Below are 19,164 nucleotides of genomic sequence, written 5' to 3'. Positions count from 1 at the left end.
TCCTGCGCACTGCGGGGTCAGTCCCGCGTGAGTTCCACCAGCTTGGCGACCGTGTTCCAGTTGCGGCTGGTCACGTCCAGGCCCTTGACCACCGCCGGCTTGGCGAGGGCCTCGCCGAGCTTGGAGCGGCCGAGGCCGTTCGGGGCGTAGAGGTAGATGACGCGGTCGCCCACGCGGTACTCCTCCGGGAGGTACGCGGGCGCGTCGATCGAGGCGAAGCGGGACGGGTCGGGCTGCTCGGAGCAGAAGGTGGCGTGGAGCTGTTTGCCTTCGAGGTCGGCGGCCGGGAAGGGGCAGGCGTCGGCGACGGCGCGCAGGTAGGCGCCGTCGACCACCAGGCAGGGGACCCGGAAGCCGAAGTGGGCTTCGATGGCTGCCTCCAGGTCGCGGGCGAGGGCCGTCGGGGTCTTGTCCGTCGTACTGGTGAAGACGGCGTTGCCGCTCTGGAGGTACGTCTGCGCATCCTCGTGGCCGAGGCCGTCCAGGACCTGGCGCAGCTCGGCCATCGGTACCTTCTTGTTCCCGCCGACGTTGATGCCCCGGAGCAGCGCCGCGTACTTCGTCTTGGTCGCCTTGGTCGTCTTGGTCATGCCTGCACGATAGGGCTCGCCCCTGACAGTGCCGGCCGTGCGTGCAGTTCGGCCTCGATCAGGTCGGCCGCCTGGCGCGTGCCGCCCTGCGTCGCCATGTCGCGGCGGATCCGGTCCGCGCGGGCGGCCACCTCCGAGTCGGCTACCAGGGCGAGGACGGCCTCGCGCAGGGTCGCCGCGTCGGCCTCGGCCATCGGGACGTGCCGGGCGACACCGAGGGCGGCCAGCATGTCCGCGTTGCCGAACTGGTCGACGGCCTGCGGGACCGCGACCATCGGGGTGCCGGTGGCCAGCCCTTCCTGGCAGCCGCCCGTGCCCGCGTGGGTGATGAAGGCATCGGCCTGGCGCAGGATGTCCAACTGGGGAACCCAGCGGTGGACTTCGACGTTGGCGGGGATCTCGCCGAGCTCGGCCTCGTCGGTGAACTTGCCGATCTGGAGCACGACGTGCCAGTCGGGCAGGTCCCCGAAGGCCTCCGTGCAGGCCCGGTAGAAGGCCGGCTGCTTGGTGAAGGTGGATCCGAAGGAGACCAGGAGGACCTTTTTCCCCTCGGCGCCGGCGGGGCGTGTCCAGGTGCCCTGGGTGGCGCTGCGGTCGCCCTGGCAGGCGCCGACGAAGGTGTGGACGGCCTCGTCGACCCGGTCGGTGTGGGGCTGGAGGGCGCGCGGCATGAGTACGACGCTGCGGCGGGGGCGGCCGACGAACCGGTCGCTGTCCTCGGCGATGCCGTTCTCGTCGAGCCAGGCGCGGAAGCGGGCGTAGTACGACTTCCCGCGCTCGGACGTCCGCAGTTCGGCGGTCATCGGCCCGGCGACTTCTTCCTCGTAGCCGGTCCAGGCGACCAGGGTCGGGGAGAGGGAGACCGCGGGGACGCCCCAGCGGTGGGCGAGGACGATCGCCGGGTAGGCGGTGATGTCGTGGAGGACGAGGTCCGGCTCGTCGCCCTCGAAGGCGGCCGCGAGCTGCGGGAGGGCCTGGACGGCGTCGGCGAGGAAGGGCTCGATGTTGTCGATGAGCTCGGTGCCCCACGCGTCGGGGTCCTCGTCGGTGGGGAGGGTGGAGTTCCAGATCACCGGGGTGGCGCCGGTCTCGGAGATCCTGTCGGCGTACGCGGCGGGGATGGCGTAGCTGACGCGGTGGCCACGGGCGACCAGTTCGCGGATCACTTCGATGCTCGGGTTCACGTGGCCGGCGGCGGCGATGGAGAACATGGCGATGTGGGCGGGCTTCGGGGTCGTGGTCATGAGGAAAAGATAACGAGACGAGACGTCTCGTGCAACCTGTGGAGGAAATTTCTTGAGGCCGGGCCGGATGCGAAACTTGTCCGGTCATGAGCACCCGGGTACGCCCCGGTGCCACCCCGGGCACCGGGGAAACGCACGGACCGCGGAGACGACTGCATGGACGAGGCACGCGCCCGGGAAGCCCTGACGGCGGCGGGCCTGGCACGGGCGGGGGCCGGGGCGTCCGCGCCCCGACTGCTGGCCCTCGGCGAGAACGCCGTCTTCGCGCTCGACGACGGCCTCGTCGCCAAGGTCGGCCGGGAGGCGGATCTGCTGCCGCGCGCCGAGCTGGAACTCGCGGTGGCGGCCTGGCTCGCGCGGGCCGGGGTCCCCGCGGTCCGCGCGGCCGAGCCGGAGCCCCGGCTGGTGGACGGGCACCCGGTGACGTTGTGGCACCGGCTCCCCGACGCGGTCCGCCCGGCGGGCCCGGGGGACCTCGCCGCGCTGCTGAGGCAGATCCACACCCTGCCCGCACCCCCCTTCACCCTGCCCCCGCGCGATCTGCTGGGCGGGGTCGAGCGCTGGCTGCGACTGGCGGGCGGCGCGATCGATCCGGCGGACGCCGCGTACCTGCGGGCCCGACGCGACGGGTACGCCGCCCGGGTCGCCGCCCTCACCCCGCACCTCGCTCCGGGCCCGATCCACGGCGACGCGCTGCCCCGCAACGTCCACGTGGGCCCGGACGGGCCGGTGCTCGTCGACCTGGAGACGGTCTCCTGCGACCTGCGCGAGCACGACCTGGTGGTGATGGCCCTCTCCCGCGACCGGTACGGCCTGCCCGGCGCGGCGTACGAGGAGTTCACGGCGGCGTACGGCTGGGACGTGCGCGACTGGGAGGGCTGCGCTGTCCTGCGCGGCGCCCGCGAGACGGCCAGCTGCGCCTGGGTCTCCCAGCACGCCCCGGCCAACCCGAAGGCCCTGGCCGAGTTCCGGCGCCGCGTGGCCTCCTTGCGCGAGGGCGACCCGGAAATCCGCTGGCACCCGTTCTAGGGGTGGCGTATCAATTCCCGCATATGAAACTCCCCCTCTCCATTCACCGGGCCCGCCTCGGCCCGCAGGAGTTCAAGGTGATCCGCCCGGCCCGGCCACCGGTGCGCGCGGCGCTGTCGGACGGCTACTGGTATCTGGACGTCCAGGTCGACCAGCAGGCCGCGCAGCTCGTCGCCGGGCTGTGGTCGCTCGCCGCCACGTCACCCCGCTCGCTGGTCCACGTACCGCTGCGGCGCGCCGACCCCGACACCGGGGAACCGGGCCTCGACCTGGTCCTCCTGCACCACTCGCTCCAGTTCGCGCCCTCGCGCTGGAAGGAGCTGCGGGCCCGGCTGGGCCCGGGCCGGCCGCAGACGGCCGACCTTCCCGGACCGCCTTCGGCCGACCGCGGCACCGGCCGCGCCACCGACCGCCGGCCGGAGCGGCACCACCGGGAGAACCGGGACCGGTTCCACCAGCACGTCCACGCCGGGGCCCTGTTCATGACGGGCAGCGCCAGGCTGTTCGCCGACACCTCATGGCTCTTCGCCGACGTGGCCCACCGGGGGCCGGGATACGTCCAGGCCCACCCCGGCCACGCCCACTACTGCGCCCGGATGGGCCAGGGCGACGGCCTCATCGCCGCGCACGGCGGCAGCGGGCTCCACGTCGTCTACCGCGATCAGTGGCCGGAGCACTGACCCGCCGCCCCTCGTGAGGTTCAGGCCGCCGCGCCGGAGCCCGTACGGGCCCGCCATGCGCGGCCGATGCCGCGCAGCATCGCCGGGTACACCCCGAGGTGGCGGAAGGGCTTGATCCCCGCCATGTAGACGGCGCCGAGGAGCCCGTTCGGCTTGACCAGGACGGCCATCCGGCCGTGGTAGCCGCCCGCTCCGTCCCCGTCCGGGACCCAGCCGATGTGCAGGACCCCGTGCACGGTCCGGTTGGCGGTCTCCAGCGCCCACTCGTCGTGCGTCTGGTAAACGGTGCTGAACGACGAGGACCCGGACCCCGGACCCCGGGCGCTGCCCCGGAGGTCCTCGGGCAGCCGGTCCCGCAGGCTCGGCACCCGGCCGCCGAGGCCGTCGGCGGGCTCGTCCCAGCCGAGCAGGGCCCCCAGCTTCCAGCGGACCGCGAAGAGCGCGCGCAGCACCGGGGAGGCGTCGTGCTGCCCCCAGCCCTTCTCGAACTGCTCCACGAGCCGTGCGAGGTCGTCCGGACCGCCCGGCGTCGGGAGCTCCCACACGTCCTCGACCCGGAAGTCGCCGGCGATCTCGTGGATCCGCCAGGGACGGTCGGTGTGCGCGGTTCTGGGGAGTCTCATGAGCGGGCCCCTGTCTATACGATGCCGTATAGACAGCAGACTAACACCGATCTATACGCCACCGTATAGATCGGCTGGAACACATGAGGGGAGACGCATCGTGGGCGCGACCCGTACGCCGCGCGGCAGCTGGATCGAGGAAGGGCTGCGGGCCCTGGCCGCGGGCGGCCCGGAAGCCGTCCGGATCGAACCGCTCGCGCAGGCTCTCGGCGTCAGCAAGGGCGGCTTCTACGGGTACTTCGGCAACCGGGACACCCTGCTCACCGAGATGCTCGACACCTGGGAGCGCGAGGCCGCCGAGGCCGTGATCGAACAGGTCGAGGGTGCGGGCGGAGACCCCCGGGCCAGGCTGAAGCGGCTGTTCGCGATCGCCGCGGCCTCCGGCAGTCCCGCGCGGGGCGTCGCGACCGATCTCGCGATCCGCGACTGGGCGCGGCGCGACGAGTCCGTCGCGGAGCGGCTCCGGCGCGTCGACAACCGCCGCATGGACTACTTGCGTTCGCTGTTCGGTGCCTTCTGTCCCGACCAGGACGACGTCGAGGTCCGCTGCATGATCGTCTACTCCATGCGGATCGGCGGCTACCTCATCGCCGCCGACCACGGCCCCCTGAGCCGCTCCGAGGTCATGGAGCGCACCCGGGACTGGCTGCTCCGCTAGCGGAGCAGCGCGCGAACCCGAGCCCGCGCCCGAACCCGAGCCCGCCGTCAGACCCGGTACGGCACGACGGGCCAGGCCCGCTCGACTATCGCCTCGGGGTCCGAGGTCCGCCGCAGGTAGCTCTGCAGCGAGGCCGCCTGCTCGGCCGCCGCGCGGATCTGGAGCTCGTGCAGGTCCGCCAGGGCGACCGTCCCTATCGCAGCGTGCACGGCCCCCATCCGCCGCGCGGCGCGCGCCGCCGCCAGCGCGTCCGCGCCCGCGTCGTGCGCCGCTTCCAGGGTCACGCCGTAGTGCTCGCAGAGGGCCTGGAGGGTCCGCCTGCCCTTGCGGTACCGGTCCGCGTGCTTGTCCAGTACCAGCGGGTCGATGACGGGCGGCGCGGAACTCCCCGGCCAGCGCTCGCCGAGCGGACGGATCCCGTGGCGGCGGCACTCGCGGTCCAGCAGGGTCAGGTCGTACCGCGCGTTCATCACCACCAGCGGGGTCCCCGAGCTCAGCGCCTCCACGAGCGTCCGGGTGATCTCCTCGATCGCCGGCGCCGCCGCCATGCCCCGTGAGCGGGCGTGGTCCGTGGAGATGCCGTGGATGGCCGAGGCCTGTTCCGGGATGGACACGCCGGGGTCGACCAGCCATGTCCGCTCCCGCGCCACCTGCCCGTCCGGCCCGACCGCCACGACGGCGGCCGTCACGATCCGGTCGGACTCGATGTCGGTCCCCGTGGTCTCCAGATCGAAGGCCACCATCGGCCCGCCGTGCCAGTCCCCCATCCAGTCCCCCGCCCAGTCCCCCATCGCGTGCCCCCCGTACCCGTCCCTTTGCGTCAACGGCTTTCAGCCTGTCACGACCCACTGACAGCCGGGGAGCCGGGGCGGCCGCCCCCGCTCACGACACCGGGCGGGAGTCCTGCCAGATCGACTCGAATTCCTCCCGGTAGGTCGGGAAGAGGCCGTGCTCGTGACCGGGTCGCACCTGTGCGGCCCGCCCGCCGCCCCGCAGGACGAGGACCGGCGCTTCCATGCCCCGGGCCCGGCGCAGGTACGACTGGACCACCGCGATGCCCGAGGACTCGCCTTCCACCAGGTACGCGGTGAAGCGCGGGGTCTCGTCGAAGACGTGGATCTCGAAGCGCGAGGGGTCGCGCAGGCCCGCCCGCACCCGCCGCACGTGCAGGATGTTCATCTCCACCGAGCGGCTCAGCTCGCCCTTGCGCAGGCCCAGCTCCCGCTCGCGCCGCTTGACCGCGCTGCTCGCCGGGTTCAGGAACAGCAGCCGTACCCGGCAGCCGGCCTCGGCGAGGCGTACGAGTCTTCGGCCGGAGAAGTTCTGGACCAGCAGGTTGAGCCCGATGCCGATGGCGTCGAGCCGCCGCGCGCCGCCGAAGAGGTCTTCCGCCGGGAGCTGGCGCTGCAGTCGCACCCGGTCCGGGTGGACGGAGATGACGTCCGCGTACCGGTCGCCGACCAGGTCCTCGACGGCGTCGATGGGCAGCCGGTCCGCGGCCGGCGAGCCCGCGCCGCCGCCCAGTACCTCCAGCAGCCGCGCCGACGCCCGCTCGGCCTGTTCCAGGACCGCCCGCGACAGGGCCCGGTTGCGCGAGACGACGTTGCGGGTGACCTCCAGCTCGTCCAGCGCCTGCTCGATCTCGCGCCGGTCGTCGAAGTACGGCTCGAAGCAGGGCCAGTGCTGGACCATCAGCTCGCGCAGCTGCGGCAGGGTGAGGAAGCTCAGCACGTTGTCGTCGGCGGAGTCCAGCAGGTAGCCCTTGCGGCGGCTGACCTCGCGTACGGCGACGGCGCGCTGCACCCATTCCTGGCCGGCGGGGCCCGCGGCCGCCACCACCCAGTCGTCCCCGCCGTGCACGGGCTCGTAGACCGGCCGGAGCACCGCCCCGACCACGGACCGCAGCCGCTGCTCGATCAGGTTCAGCCAGATGTACGCGCGCCCGGCGCGCTGGGCCCGGGTCCGGACCTCGCTCCAGGCGTCCGCGCCCCAGTCCAGCTCGGCGCCGGCTCCCGCCTGCGCCTTCCCGGTCCCACCGGCCTCCGGCGGGGCCAGCGACACGGCCCCGGCGGGGATTCCGCCGGCCGCACCGCCCGCGGCGTCCGCCGGGCCGCCCTCGTGACCGCTGTCACCAGGGGGCAGCTCCAGACCTCCCGAGCTCACCCGTGCACCGCCTCCTGCGTCTGGACGCCCGTCTCCAGTGATCACGGAAGGGTACTCCGCGCGTGCGGCCCCCTGCAGCCCGATGCGCGGCCCTGCGGCCGGGCGCGGGCTCACGGCCCGTACCCGGGCCGTCCGTTGGCCCATTATCCGCTCTGCCGACGATCCGGATTCCCCATGGTCCGATGTCCCCATGGTCCGGCGACCCTCTTATCAGCTCTCCGGGTCACCCGGTAGGACCCTCCCAAGTCCCCGCGTGGAAGCCCTCTTTCGGGGAAGATCTGCCAGTGACGTGGTCCACGCCGGATCAGCCCTACACAGAGGGACACCAGAGGGACAGAGGGGAAGAGTCGTTTCTATGCAGGTCTGGCCGGGACAGGCGTATCCGCTCGGTGCCACGTATGACGGCGCCGGCACCAATTTCGCGGTCTATTCGGAGGCCGCCCGACGCATCGAGCTGTGCCTGCTGCACGACGACGGTTCGGAGACCGCGATCGAACTGCGCGAGACCGACGCGTTCGTCCGGCACGCCTACCTGCCGGGCATCATGCCCGGCCAGCGCTACGGATTCCGGGTGCACGGCCCCTACGAGCCCGAGCGCGGCAGGCGCTGCAACGCGGCGAAGCTGCTCCTGGACCCGTACGCGCGGGCCGTCGCGGGCAGCGTCGACTGGGGCGAGGAGGTGTACGGCTACCACTTCGGCCGGCCCGACTCCCGCAACGACCTGGACTCCGCGCCCAAGAGCATGAGTTCGGTCGTGGTCAACCCGTACTTCGACTGGGCCAACGACCGGCCGCCGCGCCACGAGTACCACCACACCGTGCTCTACGAGGCCCACGTGAAGGGCCTGACCATGCGTCATCCGGACCTCCCCGAGGAGCTGCGCGGCACGTACGGGGCCCTCGCGCACCCGGCGGTCATCGGGCACCTGACCAAGCTGGGGGTGACGGCGCTGGAGCTGATGCCGGTCCACCAGTTCGTCAACGACCACCGGCTCGTCGACGACGGGCTCAGCAACTACTGGGGCTACAACACCATCGGCTTCTTCGCCCCGCACAACGGCTACGCCTCGGGCGACCGCGGCCAGCAGGTGCTGGAGTTCAAGTCGGCCGTCCGAGCCCTGCACGAGGCCGGCATCGAGGTGATCCTCGACGTGGTCTACAACCACACCGCCGAGGGCAACCACCTGGGCCCGACGCTGTCCTTCCGGGGCCTGGACAACGCCTCGTACTACCGGCTCGCGGACGATCCCCGGCACTACATGGACACCACCGGCACCGGCAACTCGCTGCTGATGCGCTCCCCGCACGTGCTCCAGCTGATCATGGACTCGCTGCGCTACTGGGTCACCGAGATGCACGTGGACGGTTTCCGCTTCGACCTGGCGGCCACACTGGCCCGCCAGTTCCACGAGGTGGACCGGCTTTCCTCGTTCTTCGACCTGGTCCAGCAGGATCCGGTGGTCAGCCAGGTCAAGCTGATCGCGGAGCCGTGGGACCTGGGCGAGGGCGGCTACCAGGTGGGCAACTTCCCGCCGCTGTGGACCGAGTGGAACGGCAAGTACCGGGACACCGTACGGGACCTGTGGCGCGGGCAGCCGCGCACGCTCGCGGAGTTCGCGGGCCGGCTGACGGGCTCTTCCGACCTCTATCAGGACGACGGCCGGCGGCCGCTGGCCTCGATCAACTTCACGACCTGTCACGACGGTTTCACCCTGAACGACCTGGTCTCGTACAACGAGAAGCACAACGAGGCCAACCGCGAGGGCAATCGGGACGGCGAGACCCACAACCGCTCCTGGAACTGCGGGACGGAGGGGCCGACGGAGGATCCGGAGACGGTGGACCTGCGCGAGCGCCAGATGCGCAACTTCATCGCCACGCTGATGCTTTCGCAGGGCGTGCCGATGATCAGTCACGGAGACGAGTTCGCCCGCACCCAGGGCGGCAACAACAACGCCTACTGCCAGGACAACGACCTGTCGTGGGTGACCTGGCCCGAGCCCGGCAAACCGGCGCCCGCCCTGCTGGAGTTCACCCGGAGGATGGTGTGGCTGCGGCGGGAGCACCCGGTGTTCCGGCGGCGCCGGTTCTTCCACGGCCGGCCGGTGGAGGGGACCCACGACGAGCTTTCGGACATCGCCTGGTTCACCCCGCACGGCGAGGAGATGCGGGCCCGCGACTGGCAGGCCCAGCACGCGCGGGCACTGGCGGTGTTCCTGAACGGGGAGGCCATCTCAGAGCCCGGCACCCGCGGGGAGCGGATCACCGACGACTCCTTCCTGCTGATGTTCAACGCGGGCGCCGAAGCACAGGACTTCACGGTCCCGGCCGGGCACGGAGCGCAGTGGCGGCTGGTCGTGGACACGGCGCGGCCGGACGTACTGGCACCCGGTACCGGGCCGCAGTACGCGGCCGGGGACCGGGTGACACTGACAGGACGGTGTCTGGTGGTGCTTCAGCGCCCGGCGTAGGCGGCGCCTTCCAGGACGGCTTCCGGGCGGGCGCCCCCGACGGAGACCACCGGAGCGTGCGCACGGCCCGCCGGGACCTTGGTGACCAGGGCCAGGACCAGGCACAGGGCGGCCGCGCCCACGGCCACCGCGAAGGCGGCGGAGGGCCCGTACCACTCGGCGAGCCGCCCGGAGACGGCGAGCGAGGCGGCCTGGCCGGCGACGAGCGAGCTGGCGGCGAAGGCCATCGACTCGGCGAGCCGGGACGGCTCCACCGCCCGCTCGGTGAGCGCGAAGGCGGTGATCAGGTGCGGGGCGTAGGCGGCTCCGAGCACGGTGACGACCACGTACAGCGGCCACAGGGTTTCCGTGAAGAGCAGCGGTACGGAGAGCACGAGCGCGGCCGCCGTGGCCCACCGCCAGCGCAGCCGCAGTCCGAAGCGGGCGGGCAGCGCGCCGAGCGACAGCCCGACGGCGGCGCTGACGACGCCCATGGCCGCGTACACGATGCCGGCCTGGCCGGGGACGCCCAACTGTGCGGTGAGGGCGGCGATTCCGGCCTGGCAGGCGCCGAACATGGCGCCCTGGAGGGCGAGTGAGCCCCGTACCGCGATGACCACGCGGGGCGGGCGGACCCGGGAGCGCTCCTTGCCCCGGAGGACTCCGGCGGGCACTGCGGCCGTGACGGCGGCGGTCGGGTGCAGCGCGTAGAGGGTGCCGAACACGGCGACGAGGGCCGCCGCGCCGCCCAGCGCGATGGCCGGGTGCAGCGCGAGGGTGGCCAGACCCACGAGGGCGGGCCCGAAGACGAAGGAGACCTCGTCCAGGGTGCCTTCGAGGGAGTGGATGGCGCCCACGACGCTCTCGTCGGACTTGGCGCGGTGCGCCAGGGCCACGGAGCGGGTACGGGCGAGCGGTCCGATCAGCGGGACGGAGGCCCCGGTGACGAAGCCGATCGCGGCGAGCGGGACGGTGGCGAGGTCGGCGAGCGCCCCGACCACCAGGGCGGCGGTCGCCACCGCGTTGACCGCGGCGGCCGTCAGGACGACGGTGCGCTGCCCGTGACGGTCGGCGAGCCGGCCCAGGACGGGTCCGAAGACCACCTGGCCGGCGGAGAGGGTGCCGCCGACTATGCCCGCGGTGGCGAGGGAGCCACTGGTCTCGGCGACCAGGAGGACGCTGCCGAACTGCGACATCGCGACGGGCAGTCGGGCGAGGAAGGAAATGAGCGGGAGAAGGGGCCCGGTCAGGGCGATGACTCTTCGATAGGTGTTGACGGTTCCAAACACTTGAGCAACGTTAACCCGGCGCAGTCACCCGGATGCATTGGGTAATGGCACGGAATCCCGCATCCTGGGTACGTACGTTCTCATGAGCCTGCCCCCGCGTACCGGTCGCACCCGTCCCGAGTTCAACCGGCCGGAAACCGATGGACCACCGGCCGTCACACCGGCGTCGACCTACCGCCTTCAGCTGCGTCCCGAGTTCACCTTCGGCCACGCGCGGGCCGTCGTACCGCACCTCGCCTCGCTCGGTGTGTCACACCTGCACCTGTCCCCCGTGCTGGAGGCGGTGCCCGGTTCGGCCCACGGATACGACGTGACCGACCACACCCGGGTCCGGGTGGAGCTGGGCGGGGAGGACGGGCTGCGGGCCCTGGCCGCCGAGGCCCGGGCGCACGGGCTCGCACTCGTGCTCGACATCGTGCCGAACCACATGGCGCTGCCGGCGCCGCTCGGCCTCAACCGGCCCTTGTGGGAGGTGGCCCGGGAGGGTCCCGACTCGCCGTACGCGCGCTGGTTCGACATCGACTGGGAAGCGGGCGGGGGGCAGCTGCTGCTGCCCGTGCTCGCGGAGCCGCTGGATCCGGGCGAGGTCAAGGTCGACGGGCGGGGTGGGCGGGCCGTGCTGCGGATCGGGGAGCTGGAGTTCCCGGTCCGGGAGGGCACCGCCGGGCTGGAGCCCGCGGCGCTGCTCGCCGCCCAGTGGTACCGGCCGGCGTGCTGGCGGGAGGCCCGCACCGGGCTCAACTACCGCCGCTTCTTCACCATTTCGGAACTGATCGGGGTCCGCGTCGAGGATCCGGAGGTCTTCGCCGCCACCCACGCCAAGGTGCTGGAGCTGGTCCGCGACGGGGTCGCCGAGGGGCTGCGGATCGACCACGTGGACGGCCTGGCCGACCCCGGGGGGTACCTGCGGCGACTGCGGGACGCCGTCGGCGGGGACTGCTGGGTGGTGGTCGAGAAGATCCTCGCCCGCGAGGAGCGGCTGGCTCCCGGCTGGCCGGTGGCCGGGACCACCGGGTACGACGCCCTGTACCGGGTGGACGGGGTGCTGATCGACCCGGCCGGGGCCGCGCGGCTCGACGCCCGGTTCCGCGAGGCGACCGGGCAGCCCCGCTGGGAGCGGACGGCCGCGGCGGGCGCCCGGGAGGTCCTGACCGGCGACCTGGCCGCCGAGCTGGCCACGCTCGAGAGGCTGGCAGGACCCGAACTCGCCACTGCAGTACGCGAATTGCTCATCGCCTACCCCGTCTACCGGCCCTACCCCGGCGATCCGGAGCTCGCGCCCGAGGCCCTGGAGCGGGCCGCCGCGCAGGCCGGCGCGGGTCCGGTGGCCGGCGTACGCGAACTGCTGCTGCGGGACCCGGCCTTCGCGGCCCGCTTCTCCCAGACCTCGGCGGCCCTGCGCGCCAAGTCCCTCGAGGACAGGGCGTTCTACCGGTACGCCCCGCTGCTGTCGGCCACGGAAGTGGGCGGGGATCCCGGGGCTCCGGCGGTCACGGTGGCGGAGTTCCACGCGTACTGCGCCGAGCGGGCCAGGCTGTGGCCCCGCTCCGGGACGGTGCTGACCACGCACGACACGAAGCGCAGCGCGGACGTCCGGGCACGGATCTCGGTGCTCTCGCAGGACCCGGAATCCGTACCGGCTCCGGCCGGCGTCGATCCCCAACTCGCCTGGGTGGCCTGGCAGACGGCGTTCGGACTCGGGGCCGGCGACTCCCCCGCGGTGCGCCGCGACCGCCTCGGGCAGGCCCTGCTGAAGGCCGTCCGCGAAGCCGCCCTGCACACCACGTGGACCGAACAGAACCCCGCGTACGAGGCCGCGGTCCCGGGGTACGTCCCGGCGGCCGCACCCGAGCCGTCCGGACCCCTGGCGGCCGCGGCCCGCGCCAACCTGCTCGGCGCGGCGCTGCTGCACCTGGCCATGCCCGGAGTGCCGGAGGTCTACCAGGGAGCGGAGACGGAGTACCGGGCCCTGGTCGACCCGGACAACCGGCGGCCCGCCCACTTCCCCCGGGAGGCCCTGGCCCGGCTGGACGCGGGGGCTCGGCCGTCCGGGACGGCCGAGGAGAAGCTCGCCCTCACCGCCGCCCTGCTGCGGCTGCGCCGGAGCCGGCCCGGGCTGTTCGCCGGCTACGTGCCGCTGCTCGCCCGGGGCCCGGCGGCGGAGCACTGCGTGGCCTTCGCCCGCTCGGCCGGCCTGGTGGCGGTGGCCACCCGCCTGTCGCACGGGCTGGCCGGGGCGGGCGGCTGGCGCGACACCACCCTGCCCCTGCCGCCGGGACGCTGGCGGCGACTGCCGCTCCCCGGGCCGGGGGCCGCGCCCGCAGCCCCGTACACAGGTGACCTGCCGCTCGCGGAACTCCTGGGCGACGCTTCCCCGGTAGCCGTCCTGCTCCGTGAGGACCCGGACCGGGCGTGACGCCCCGGGCTGCTGCCGCGGAGCTGATCCCCGCCCCGCCCTTTCGCCGTTTCCTGGGGCTCCGCCCCAGACCCCGCGCCTCAAACGCCGGCGAGGCTGATTTTTTCAGCCCGTCCGGCGTTTGAGGACCGGGTCCGGGCAGCGCCCGGGGAACGGGCGAAGGGCGGGTAGGGGACTCCGCCCCGCGCAGCGGCGGCAGCGGCAGCGGCAGCGGCAGCGGCAGCGGCAGCGGCAGCGGCACACTAGGCCACAGCGACAGCGGAGCGGCACGGCGCCCGGACCAGGCGAACACGGCTAGGGCAGGCTCGCGGCGGGAATGGGATCACCTGTGACCCTCATCCGTGACATGTGCTACCCCACCCCCCACGAACTGGCCCTGGCCGCACGCGCCCTGGTCGATGAACACCCCGCCTCGGCCCGGCTCCGCCAGATCGGCGCGTCCCGGGCCGGGGAACCCCTGTGGCTGCTCTCCGTGGGCTCCACGACGGCAACGGCGACCGCACCGAACGTGCTCGTCGTCGCCGGCGCCCACGCCAACGAGCCCGTCGGCGGGGCCACCGCCCTCGCGCTCGCCCGCCACCTGATCCGCGTACCCGCCGCCGGAACGACGTGGCACTTCCTGCTCTGCGCCGACCCCGACGGCGCGGCTCTGCACCGCACCCCCCGCCCGTACTCCCTGCTCGACTACCACCGGAACTTCTTCCGGCCGCCCGGCCCCGAACAGCCCGAGTGGGCACCGTCTTTACTGCCCCCGGACCGCCTCCCGCCCGAGACCCTCGCCCTGACCCGGCTCATCGACGAGCTCCGGCCCGTCCTCCAGGTCTCCCTGCACGGCACCGATCTCGGCGGCTCCTGGGTGCAGCTGACCCGGGACATACCCGGCCTCGCGGAGCCCTTCGGCAAATCGGCCGCCGAGCTGCGCATCCCGGTGGAGACCAGCGCCTCCGACGCGGCCGGCTGGCCCTCGCCGGGCGCGGGGATCTTCGTGATGCCCTCCCCCGGGACCAGCGCGGACGGACCCTTCCACCCCGAGGACACCCGGCTGAGCACCTGGTACCACGCCCACCGCCACGCCGGCACCACCGCGATCGTCGAAGTCCCCATGTGGGCCTCGGACCTGGTCGACGATCCGGCCCCGCACCCCGATCCGCGCACCGCCCTGCGCATCCTGGCCGGCCGGCTCACCGCCGACGCCGCGCAGGTGGCGGCCCTGCGGGAGGACGCGGCCGAGGGTACGGACCCGGCCGCCGCGGCCCTGCTGCGCGCGGTGGACTGGACGCTCGCGCTGATCCCCCGGATCGCCGCCGAGTGGACGGGTCCGGGGGCTCCCGCCGAGGCGACGGCGGCGTACATCGGGAGCATCGACGCCTTCGGACGGCGGCTGTCGCTGCGCGCCGCGGCGATGCTGCTGCGGGTGCTGCGCGCGCAGGGGCAGCCGGCGGCGCCGGCCGTGGACCGGCTCGTCACGGGGTGGTGCGAGGAGTTCGCGGACCGCTTCCAGGCACGCTGGGTCCCGGTGGCCACGCAGGTGGAGCACCAGTCCCGGGTCGTCCTGGCGGCCTACGACCGGCTCGTGGCGGCGGGCCGGTAGGCGGGGGGCGGCGGACGGGCTCGGTCAGACGGGGGCAGGAGGGGGCGGTAGGCGGGGGCGGTAGGCGGAATCGCCGCCGCGGGTCACTCCACCGGCAGGGCGTACCGGAGCTTCGGCTTGCCGGTGGCCCCGAGCCGGTCGTAGAAGCGGATCGCGCCCTCGTTCCAGTCGGGCGTCTGCCACTCGACGTGGTCGAGGCCCAGCTCGCGGGCGAGTGCGGCCACCCCGTCCATCAGGGCGGCGCCGAGGCCGTGTCCGCGGGCCTCCTCGGCCAGGTAGAGGCAGTCCATGTGGAGGTGGTGGCGGGCCTCCCAGAAGGAGAACTCGGCCGAGCAGGCGGTGTACCCGGCGATCTCGCCCCGCGGGGTCTCGGCCAGCAGCACCCACAGCCGGGCCCCGTCGGCGAACAGCTGCGCGCCGAGCCGGTCGGCGAGACCGGCCGAACGAGGCTCGGACCTCTCGTAGACCATGTGCTCGCGCATGAGCGCGACCAGCCGGGGCAGGTCCTCTGGGCGCGCGGGCCGTACGACGGGGGCGGCAGACATGTGTTCCATGATTGAATCCTCCCCTCCCTGAGGGGAGGGGGATTCCGCACCCTCCAGGACTGATCGGGGATTTCTAGCTCACGCTGCCATACCAGGCAGCGCCTGGTCCGGTCTTCCACGATCAGCACTAGCCGGGTTGAGACCAGCCCGGACCAGCATCACGCGCGCGGAGTTCTTATCCCTGGGGGACACGGCTCCGCACACGGTGCAGGCATACGTTCGCATCGAGAGAGGGAGTGCGTGCTTGGTTCTCGCTCCGCACTGCGCGCAGTCCATCGTGGTGTGCGCGGGGTGTACCAGGAACACGGCGCGGCCGTGCTTTCGGCCCATCTCGACCAAGGCCGTCTTGGTGGCGCCGATCGCTGCGTCGGCGGCCTTCTTGGCCATGGTGGATTTAGCGAGAAACTTCGACTTGAAGTCCTCCACCGCCAGGGCGTCGTGGTCGCGGACCACGCGCTTGGCCCACTTACGGCCGGTGTCCTGCCGCTGCCGGACCACCTTCTTGTACAGCTTCGCCGTCAGCCTTCTTGCCGTGCTCGGCATGCGGGAGGTCGTGGTCGTCGCTGGTGGTGGTCGCTGTCTCCCTCACACCCCAGTCGATCCCGATCACCGCACCCGTCTCCGGGAGCGGCTGGCCTTCGGTCGGGACGACGAAGGAGCAGTACCAGTGCCCGAGACTGTCCTGGTACACGCGCACGCTGGACGGGCCGGCGGGAAGGCTCCGCGACCACACCACCGTCAAGACGATCCCGCCCGCCAGGTGCAAGCGGCCGTCCTTCAAGCGGAAACCACGCTTGGTGTAGTTGAGGGACGGCAGCGCTCCCCGCTTCTTCTTCCACTTCGGCATCCCGGCCCGCTGCCGCACCGGCAACCGGTCCTTGACGTCCTTCTGCGCCTTGGCCCGGGACTTCCCGAAATCCCGAATCAACTGCTGCTGCGGAACGCTGGAGCCCTCACGGAGCCAGCTGTTCGTCTTGCGGCACTCGGTCAGCATCTTGTCCAGCTGCCCCGGACCACACGTCTGCTTGTCCACACCCTCAGGCCGGCGCTTGTTCCACAGGTGCGTCTGCTTCGACTTCGCGCAGCACTCGTTCCAGATCCACCGGCATCGATCCCACTCCGCCATCAGGGTGGCGAGCGCGGTGGACGACACGCGGACGCGGAAGGTCCACCGGGCATACCCGGCATCCCCCACGATCGGTGTCTTCGCCATCCCAACAACCTAGCCCCGCCCACTGACAACAAACGAAGGAGCAGGTCAGACCAGATGGGAACCGGCCTCCGATCGCTCCCCGCCCGCGCCCCGAACCCCCGTGTCTCCGGCCCCCGGACCAGCGGGCCCCGGACCGCCCGCCCGGATGCTCAGCCGCCCGACAGCCTGAAGCTCATCCGTCCGAAGCCGATCTGGTCCCCGTCCCGGACCACCGCCGAGCCCGTCACCCGGCGCCCGTTCACCGTGGTCCCGTTCGTCGAGCCGAGGTCGCGCACCACCCAGACCCCGTCCCGGATGCCCAGTTCCGCGTGGGCCCGCGAGACCGTCTCGTGGCTCAGGCGCAGTCCGTTGCCCGGGTCGCGGCCGATCCGCAGCGGTCCGGCGCTCGGATGCGGGAGGAGCAGCGTGGGCAGCTTCTCCGCGGCCCAGGCCCGCCGTACGCCCACGGACACGGCCGAGACCCGCCCCACCCAGCCGAACAGCCGGCTGGTCCACGGGCCCTCCGTGCCGTCCCGGCCCTCCAGGTCCGCGGTGAGCACCGCGAGGTCCTCGGAGCGGCGGGCGACGAGGGCGAGCTCCATGCGGCGCAGGAAGGTGTCGTGCGACAGCTTGCCGACGGCGGCGCCCTCCCTGAGCTGGCCCAGCGCGCGGTCGCGCTCGGCATCGGAGAGCCGCGGGGCGGGGAAGGCGGAGAACTCGAAACTCGACGTCACCAGGTGATTGTCGGCCTGTCGGGGGCAGAGTGTCCAGAACTCCCGCGACCGGCCGGGGATGATGGCCCGGACACGCAGGTTGGGGTAGCGCCGCCAGACGAGGGGACCGTCCGTGCAGTTCGAGGTGTGGGCACCGCTGACAGACCGGGTCGCACTGCGGCTCGACGGGGCCGCGTACGCGATGGAGCGCGATCCGGAGCGCCCCGGCTGGTGGGTCGCCGAAGCCGAGGCGCGGGACGGATCCCACTACGGGTTCCAGCTGGGCGGCGCCCCGCAGGCTCCCGTTCCCGGGGACGACCCGCGCGACCCGGTGCACCCCGGGCACCACGTGGAGCATCCGGACCACACTCGCCTCGGACCCCCCGTACGCCCCGATCCGCGCGGGCGGCGCCTGCCGGAAGGCCCCGACGGGCTCTCGGCCGTGGTCGACTTCGCCGCCCTCCTTCCCGGCGAGCCGGCGCCCTCCCCCCGGGTGCCGCTGCAGGACGCCGTCCTGTACGAGCTGCACATCGGCACCTTCACCCCCGAGGGCACCTTCGACGCGGCCGCCGCCCGCCTCGGCCACCTCACCGCCCTCGGCATCACCCACATCGAGCTGATGCCGGTGTGCTCCTTCCCCGGGCGGCACGGCTGGGGGTACGACGGGGTCGCGCCCTGGGCGGTGCACGAGCCGTACGGGGGCCCGGCCGGGCTGGTCCGGTTCGTGGAGGCCGCGCACACCGCCGGGCTCGGCGTGGTGCTCGACGTGGTCCACAACCACCTCGGCCCCTCCGGCAACCACCTCCCCGTCTTCGGCCCGTACTTCACCGAGACCCACCACACCCCCTGGGGCGCGGCGGTGAACCTGGACGCGCCCGGCTCCGACGAGGTGCGCGCCTACCTGCTGGGCAGCGCGCTGGCCTGGCTGCGCGACTACCGGATCGACGGGCTGCGGCTGGACGCGGTGCACGCGCTCGCCGACGACCGGGCCCTGACCTTCCTGGAGGAGCTGTCCGCGGCGGTGGACGAGCTGGCCGCCGAGACCGGCCGGCCGCTGTTCCTGATCGCGGAGTCGGACCGCTGCGATCCCCGCACCACGAACCCGCGCGCCGCCGGGGGCCTGGGCCTGCACGCGCAGTGGAACGACGACTTCCACCATGCCCTGCACTGCGCGCTGACCGGTGAGTCCCAGGCGTACTACGCGGACTTCGCCGAGGCCCCGCTCGGGGCCCTCGCCAAGACCATGACCCGGGCCTTCTTCCACGACGGGACCTGGTCCTCCTTCCGGGGCCGCCACCACGGCCGCGCGGTGGACCGCGGCCGCACCCCGGCGCACCGCTTCCTCGGCTACACCCAGACCCACGACCAGGTCGGCAACCGCGCGCTGGGCGACCGGCTCTCGGCCTCCCTGTCCCCCGGGCTGCTGGCGTGCGCGGCGACGGTGGCGCTGACCGGGCCGTTCGTGCCGATGCTGTTCATGGGCGAGGAGTGGGGCGCCGGCACGCCGTGGCAGTACTTCACCGACCATCCCGACGAGGAGCTCGCCGAGGCCGTACGGGTGGGCCGGCGGCGGGAGTTCGCGGAGCACGGCTGGAAGGCGGAGGAGATTCCCGACCCCCAGGACCCGGCCACCCGGGACCGCTCCCGCCTCGACTGGGCCGAGCCGGGCCGGGGGGCCCACGCCCGCCTGCTGGACTGGTACCGCACCCTGATCTCGCTCCGCCGGACCCACTCCGACCTGCGCGATCCCGATCTGGCGGCGCTGCGGATCGCCCATGACGAGGAGCGCCGCTGGCTGACGTTCCGCCGGGGCGACGTCCGCGTGGTGGTGAACCTCTCCGGGGAGCCCGTCACCGTCGCGCTGGGCCGCAACGGGGTCCGGGTGCTGGCCGCCTGGCTCCCCGTCGAGCATCCGGACGCCGACGGGCGGGTCCACGTACCGGCCGAGTCGGCGGTGGTGCTGGGCCATTAGGGCCCGCAAA

At 73.2% G+C, this 19,164-nt stretch carries 14 protein-coding genes and 2 pseudogenes; 7 read left to right on the top strand and 9 right to left on the bottom strand.

The window, feature by feature from the left end; translation table 11 throughout:
- Window positions 1–17 precede the first annotated feature (17 nt).
- Both OG247_RS33445 and mgt read right to left on the bottom strand, forming a co-directional pair.
- Window positions 18–590, bottom strand: a complete 573-nt coding sequence (locus OG247_RS33445) for a DUF1697 domain-containing protein (RefSeq protein WP_327255693.1) — start codon at window positions 588–590, stop codon at window positions 18–20.
- Window positions 587–1,869: pseudogene (mgt, locus tag OG247_RS33440) on the bottom strand (macrolide-inactivating glycosyltransferase). Before mgt ends, OG247_RS33445 begins: the two are co-directional and overlap by 4 nt.
- 121 nt (window positions 1,870–1,990) lie before the next feature.
- Here mgt and OG247_RS33435 point away from each other — a divergent pair.
- Together OG247_RS33435 and OG247_RS33430 are read left to right on the top strand one after the other, a co-directional pair.
- Complete coding sequence (locus tag OG247_RS33435; RefSeq protein ID WP_327255691.1) at window positions 1,991–2,863, top strand: phosphotransferase enzyme family protein; 873 nt, start codon at window positions 1,991–1,993, stop codon at window positions 2,861–2,863.
- Between the two features lie 23 nt (window positions 2,864–2,886).
- Complete coding sequence (locus tag OG247_RS33430; RefSeq protein WP_327255690.1) at window positions 2,887–3,543, top strand: hypothetical protein; 657 nt, start codon at window positions 2,887–2,889, stop codon at window positions 3,541–3,543.
- A 20-nt stretch (window positions 3,544–3,563) separates the two neighbouring features.
- Here the strand turns inward: OG247_RS33430 and OG247_RS33425 are convergent, their stop codons facing one another.
- Window positions 3,564–4,166, bottom strand: coding sequence for a DUF2867 domain-containing protein (locus tag OG247_RS33425; RefSeq protein ID WP_327255689.1), 603 nt, complete (start codon window positions 4,164–4,166; stop codon window positions 3,564–3,566).
- Window positions 4,167–4,266: 100 nt separating this feature from the next.
- On the opposite strand from OG247_RS33425, the gene OG247_RS33420 reads away from it, so the two are divergent.
- On the top strand, window positions 4,267–4,824 hold the full coding sequence (locus tag OG247_RS33420) for a TetR/AcrR family transcriptional regulator (protein WP_327255688.1): 558 nt from the start codon (window positions 4,267–4,269) through the stop codon (window positions 4,822–4,824).
- A gap of 47 nt (window positions 4,825–4,871) precedes the next feature.
- Here the strand turns inward: OG247_RS33420 and OG247_RS33415 are convergent, their stop codons facing one another.
- Both OG247_RS33415 and OG247_RS33410 read right to left on the bottom strand, forming a co-directional pair.
- Window positions 4,872–5,591 (bottom strand): exonuclease domain-containing protein, encoded by a 720-nt coding sequence (locus OG247_RS33415; protein WP_327257726.1) that lies wholly within the window; start codon window positions 5,589–5,591, stop codon window positions 4,872–4,874.
- A 115-nt stretch (window positions 5,592–5,706) separates the two neighbouring features.
- A complete protein-coding gene (locus OG247_RS33410) occupies window positions 5,707–6,987 on the bottom strand; it encodes an SAV2148 family HEPN domain-containing protein (RefSeq protein WP_327255687.1) in 1,281 nt (426 codons plus the stop codon).
- Window positions 6,988–7,342: 355 nt separating this feature from the next.
- Between OG247_RS33410 and glgX the strand changes: the two genes are divergently transcribed.
- On the top strand, window positions 7,343–9,457 hold the full coding sequence (glgX, locus tag OG247_RS33405; protein WP_327255686.1) for a glycogen debranching protein GlgX: 2,115 nt from the start codon (window positions 7,343–7,345) through the stop codon (window positions 9,455–9,457).
- Here glgX and OG247_RS33400 read toward each other — a convergent pair.
- Window positions 9,442–10,725, bottom strand: a complete 1,284-nt coding sequence (locus tag OG247_RS33400; protein WP_327255685.1) for an MFS transporter — start codon at window positions 10,723–10,725, stop codon at window positions 9,442–9,444. The genes glgX and OG247_RS33400 overlap by 16 nt on opposite strands.
- A gap of 82 nt (window positions 10,726–10,807) precedes the next feature.
- On the opposite strand from OG247_RS33400, the gene treY reads away from it, so the two are divergent.
- Window positions 10,808–13,141, top strand: a complete 2,334-nt coding sequence (gene treY, locus OG247_RS33395; RefSeq protein ID WP_327255684.1) for a malto-oligosyltrehalose synthase — start codon at window positions 10,808–10,810, stop codon at window positions 13,139–13,141.
- Window positions 13,142–13,469: 328 nt separating this feature from the next.
- Window positions 13,470–14,732, top strand: a complete 1,263-nt coding sequence (locus tag OG247_RS33390; RefSeq protein ID WP_327255683.1) for a M14 family zinc carboxypeptidase — start codon at window positions 13,470–13,472, stop codon at window positions 14,730–14,732.
- A gap of 83 nt (window positions 14,733–14,815) precedes the next feature.
- On the opposite strand, the gene OG247_RS33385 is transcribed toward OG247_RS33390, so the two are convergent.
- From OG247_RS33385 to OG247_RS33375, 3 genes and pseudogenes are all read right to left on the bottom strand, one after another.
- Window positions 14,816–15,286, bottom strand: a complete 471-nt coding sequence (locus OG247_RS33385) for a GNAT family N-acetyltransferase (protein ID WP_327255682.1) — start codon at window positions 15,284–15,286, stop codon at window positions 14,816–14,818.
- Between the two features lie 69 nt (window positions 15,287–15,355).
- Window positions 15,356–16,490: pseudogene (locus OG247_RS33380) on the bottom strand (RNA-guided endonuclease InsQ/TnpB family protein).
- Between the two features lie 149 nt (window positions 16,491–16,639).
- On the bottom strand, window positions 16,640–17,203 hold the full coding sequence (locus OG247_RS33375) for a DUF1707 and FHA domain-containing protein (protein WP_327255681.1): 564 nt from the start codon (window positions 17,201–17,203) through the stop codon (window positions 16,640–16,642).
- A 112-nt stretch (window positions 17,204–17,315) separates the two neighbouring features.
- Between OG247_RS33375 and treZ the strand changes: the two genes are divergently transcribed.
- Window positions 17,316–19,154, top strand: coding sequence for a malto-oligosyltrehalose trehalohydrolase (gene treZ, locus OG247_RS33370; RefSeq protein WP_327255680.1), 1,839 nt, complete (start codon window positions 17,316–17,318; stop codon window positions 19,152–19,154).
- The last annotated feature ends 10 nt before the right edge of the window (window positions 19,155–19,164 follow it).

Source organism: Streptomyces sp. NBC_01244 (assembly GCF_035987325.1).
Taxonomy (GTDB): domain Bacteria; phylum Actinomycetota; class Actinomycetes; order Streptomycetales; family Streptomycetaceae; genus Streptomyces.
This window is presented reverse-complemented; position numbering and strand designations above follow the sequence as displayed.

What these genes read in the sequence shown, in the direction of transcription:
- OG247_RS33430 (WP_327255690.1), top strand. Translation starts at nt 2,887, where the DNA reads ATGAAACTCCCCCTCTCCATTCACCGGGCCCGCCTCGGCCCGCAGGAG.
- OG247_RS33385 (WP_327255682.1), bottom strand. Translation starts at nt 15,286, where the DNA reads ATGGAACACATGTCTGCCGCCCCCGTCGTACGGCCCGCGCGCCCAGAG.
- OG247_RS33435 (WP_327255691.1), top strand. Translation starts at nt 1,991, where the DNA reads ATGGACGAGGCACGCGCCCGGGAAGCCCTGACGGCGGCGGGCCTGGCA.
- glgX (WP_327255686.1), top strand. Translation starts at nt 7,343, where the DNA reads ATGCAGGTCTGGCCGGGACAGGCGTATCCGCTCGGTGCCACGTATGAC.
- OG247_RS33425 (WP_327255689.1), bottom strand. Translation starts at nt 4,166, where the DNA reads ATGAGACTCCCCAGAACCGCGCACACCGACCGTCCCTGGCGGATCCAC.
- OG247_RS33415 (WP_327257726.1), bottom strand. Translation starts at nt 5,591, where the DNA reads ATGGGGGACTGGCACGGCGGGCCGATGGTGGCCTTCGATCTGGAGACC.
- OG247_RS33445 (WP_327255693.1), bottom strand. Translation starts at nt 590, where the DNA reads ATGACCAAGACGACCAAGGCGACCAAGACGAAGTACGCGGCGCTGCTC.
- treY (WP_327255684.1), top strand. Translation starts at nt 10,808, where the DNA reads ATGAGCCTGCCCCCGCGTACCGGTCGCACCCGTCCCGAGTTCAACCGG.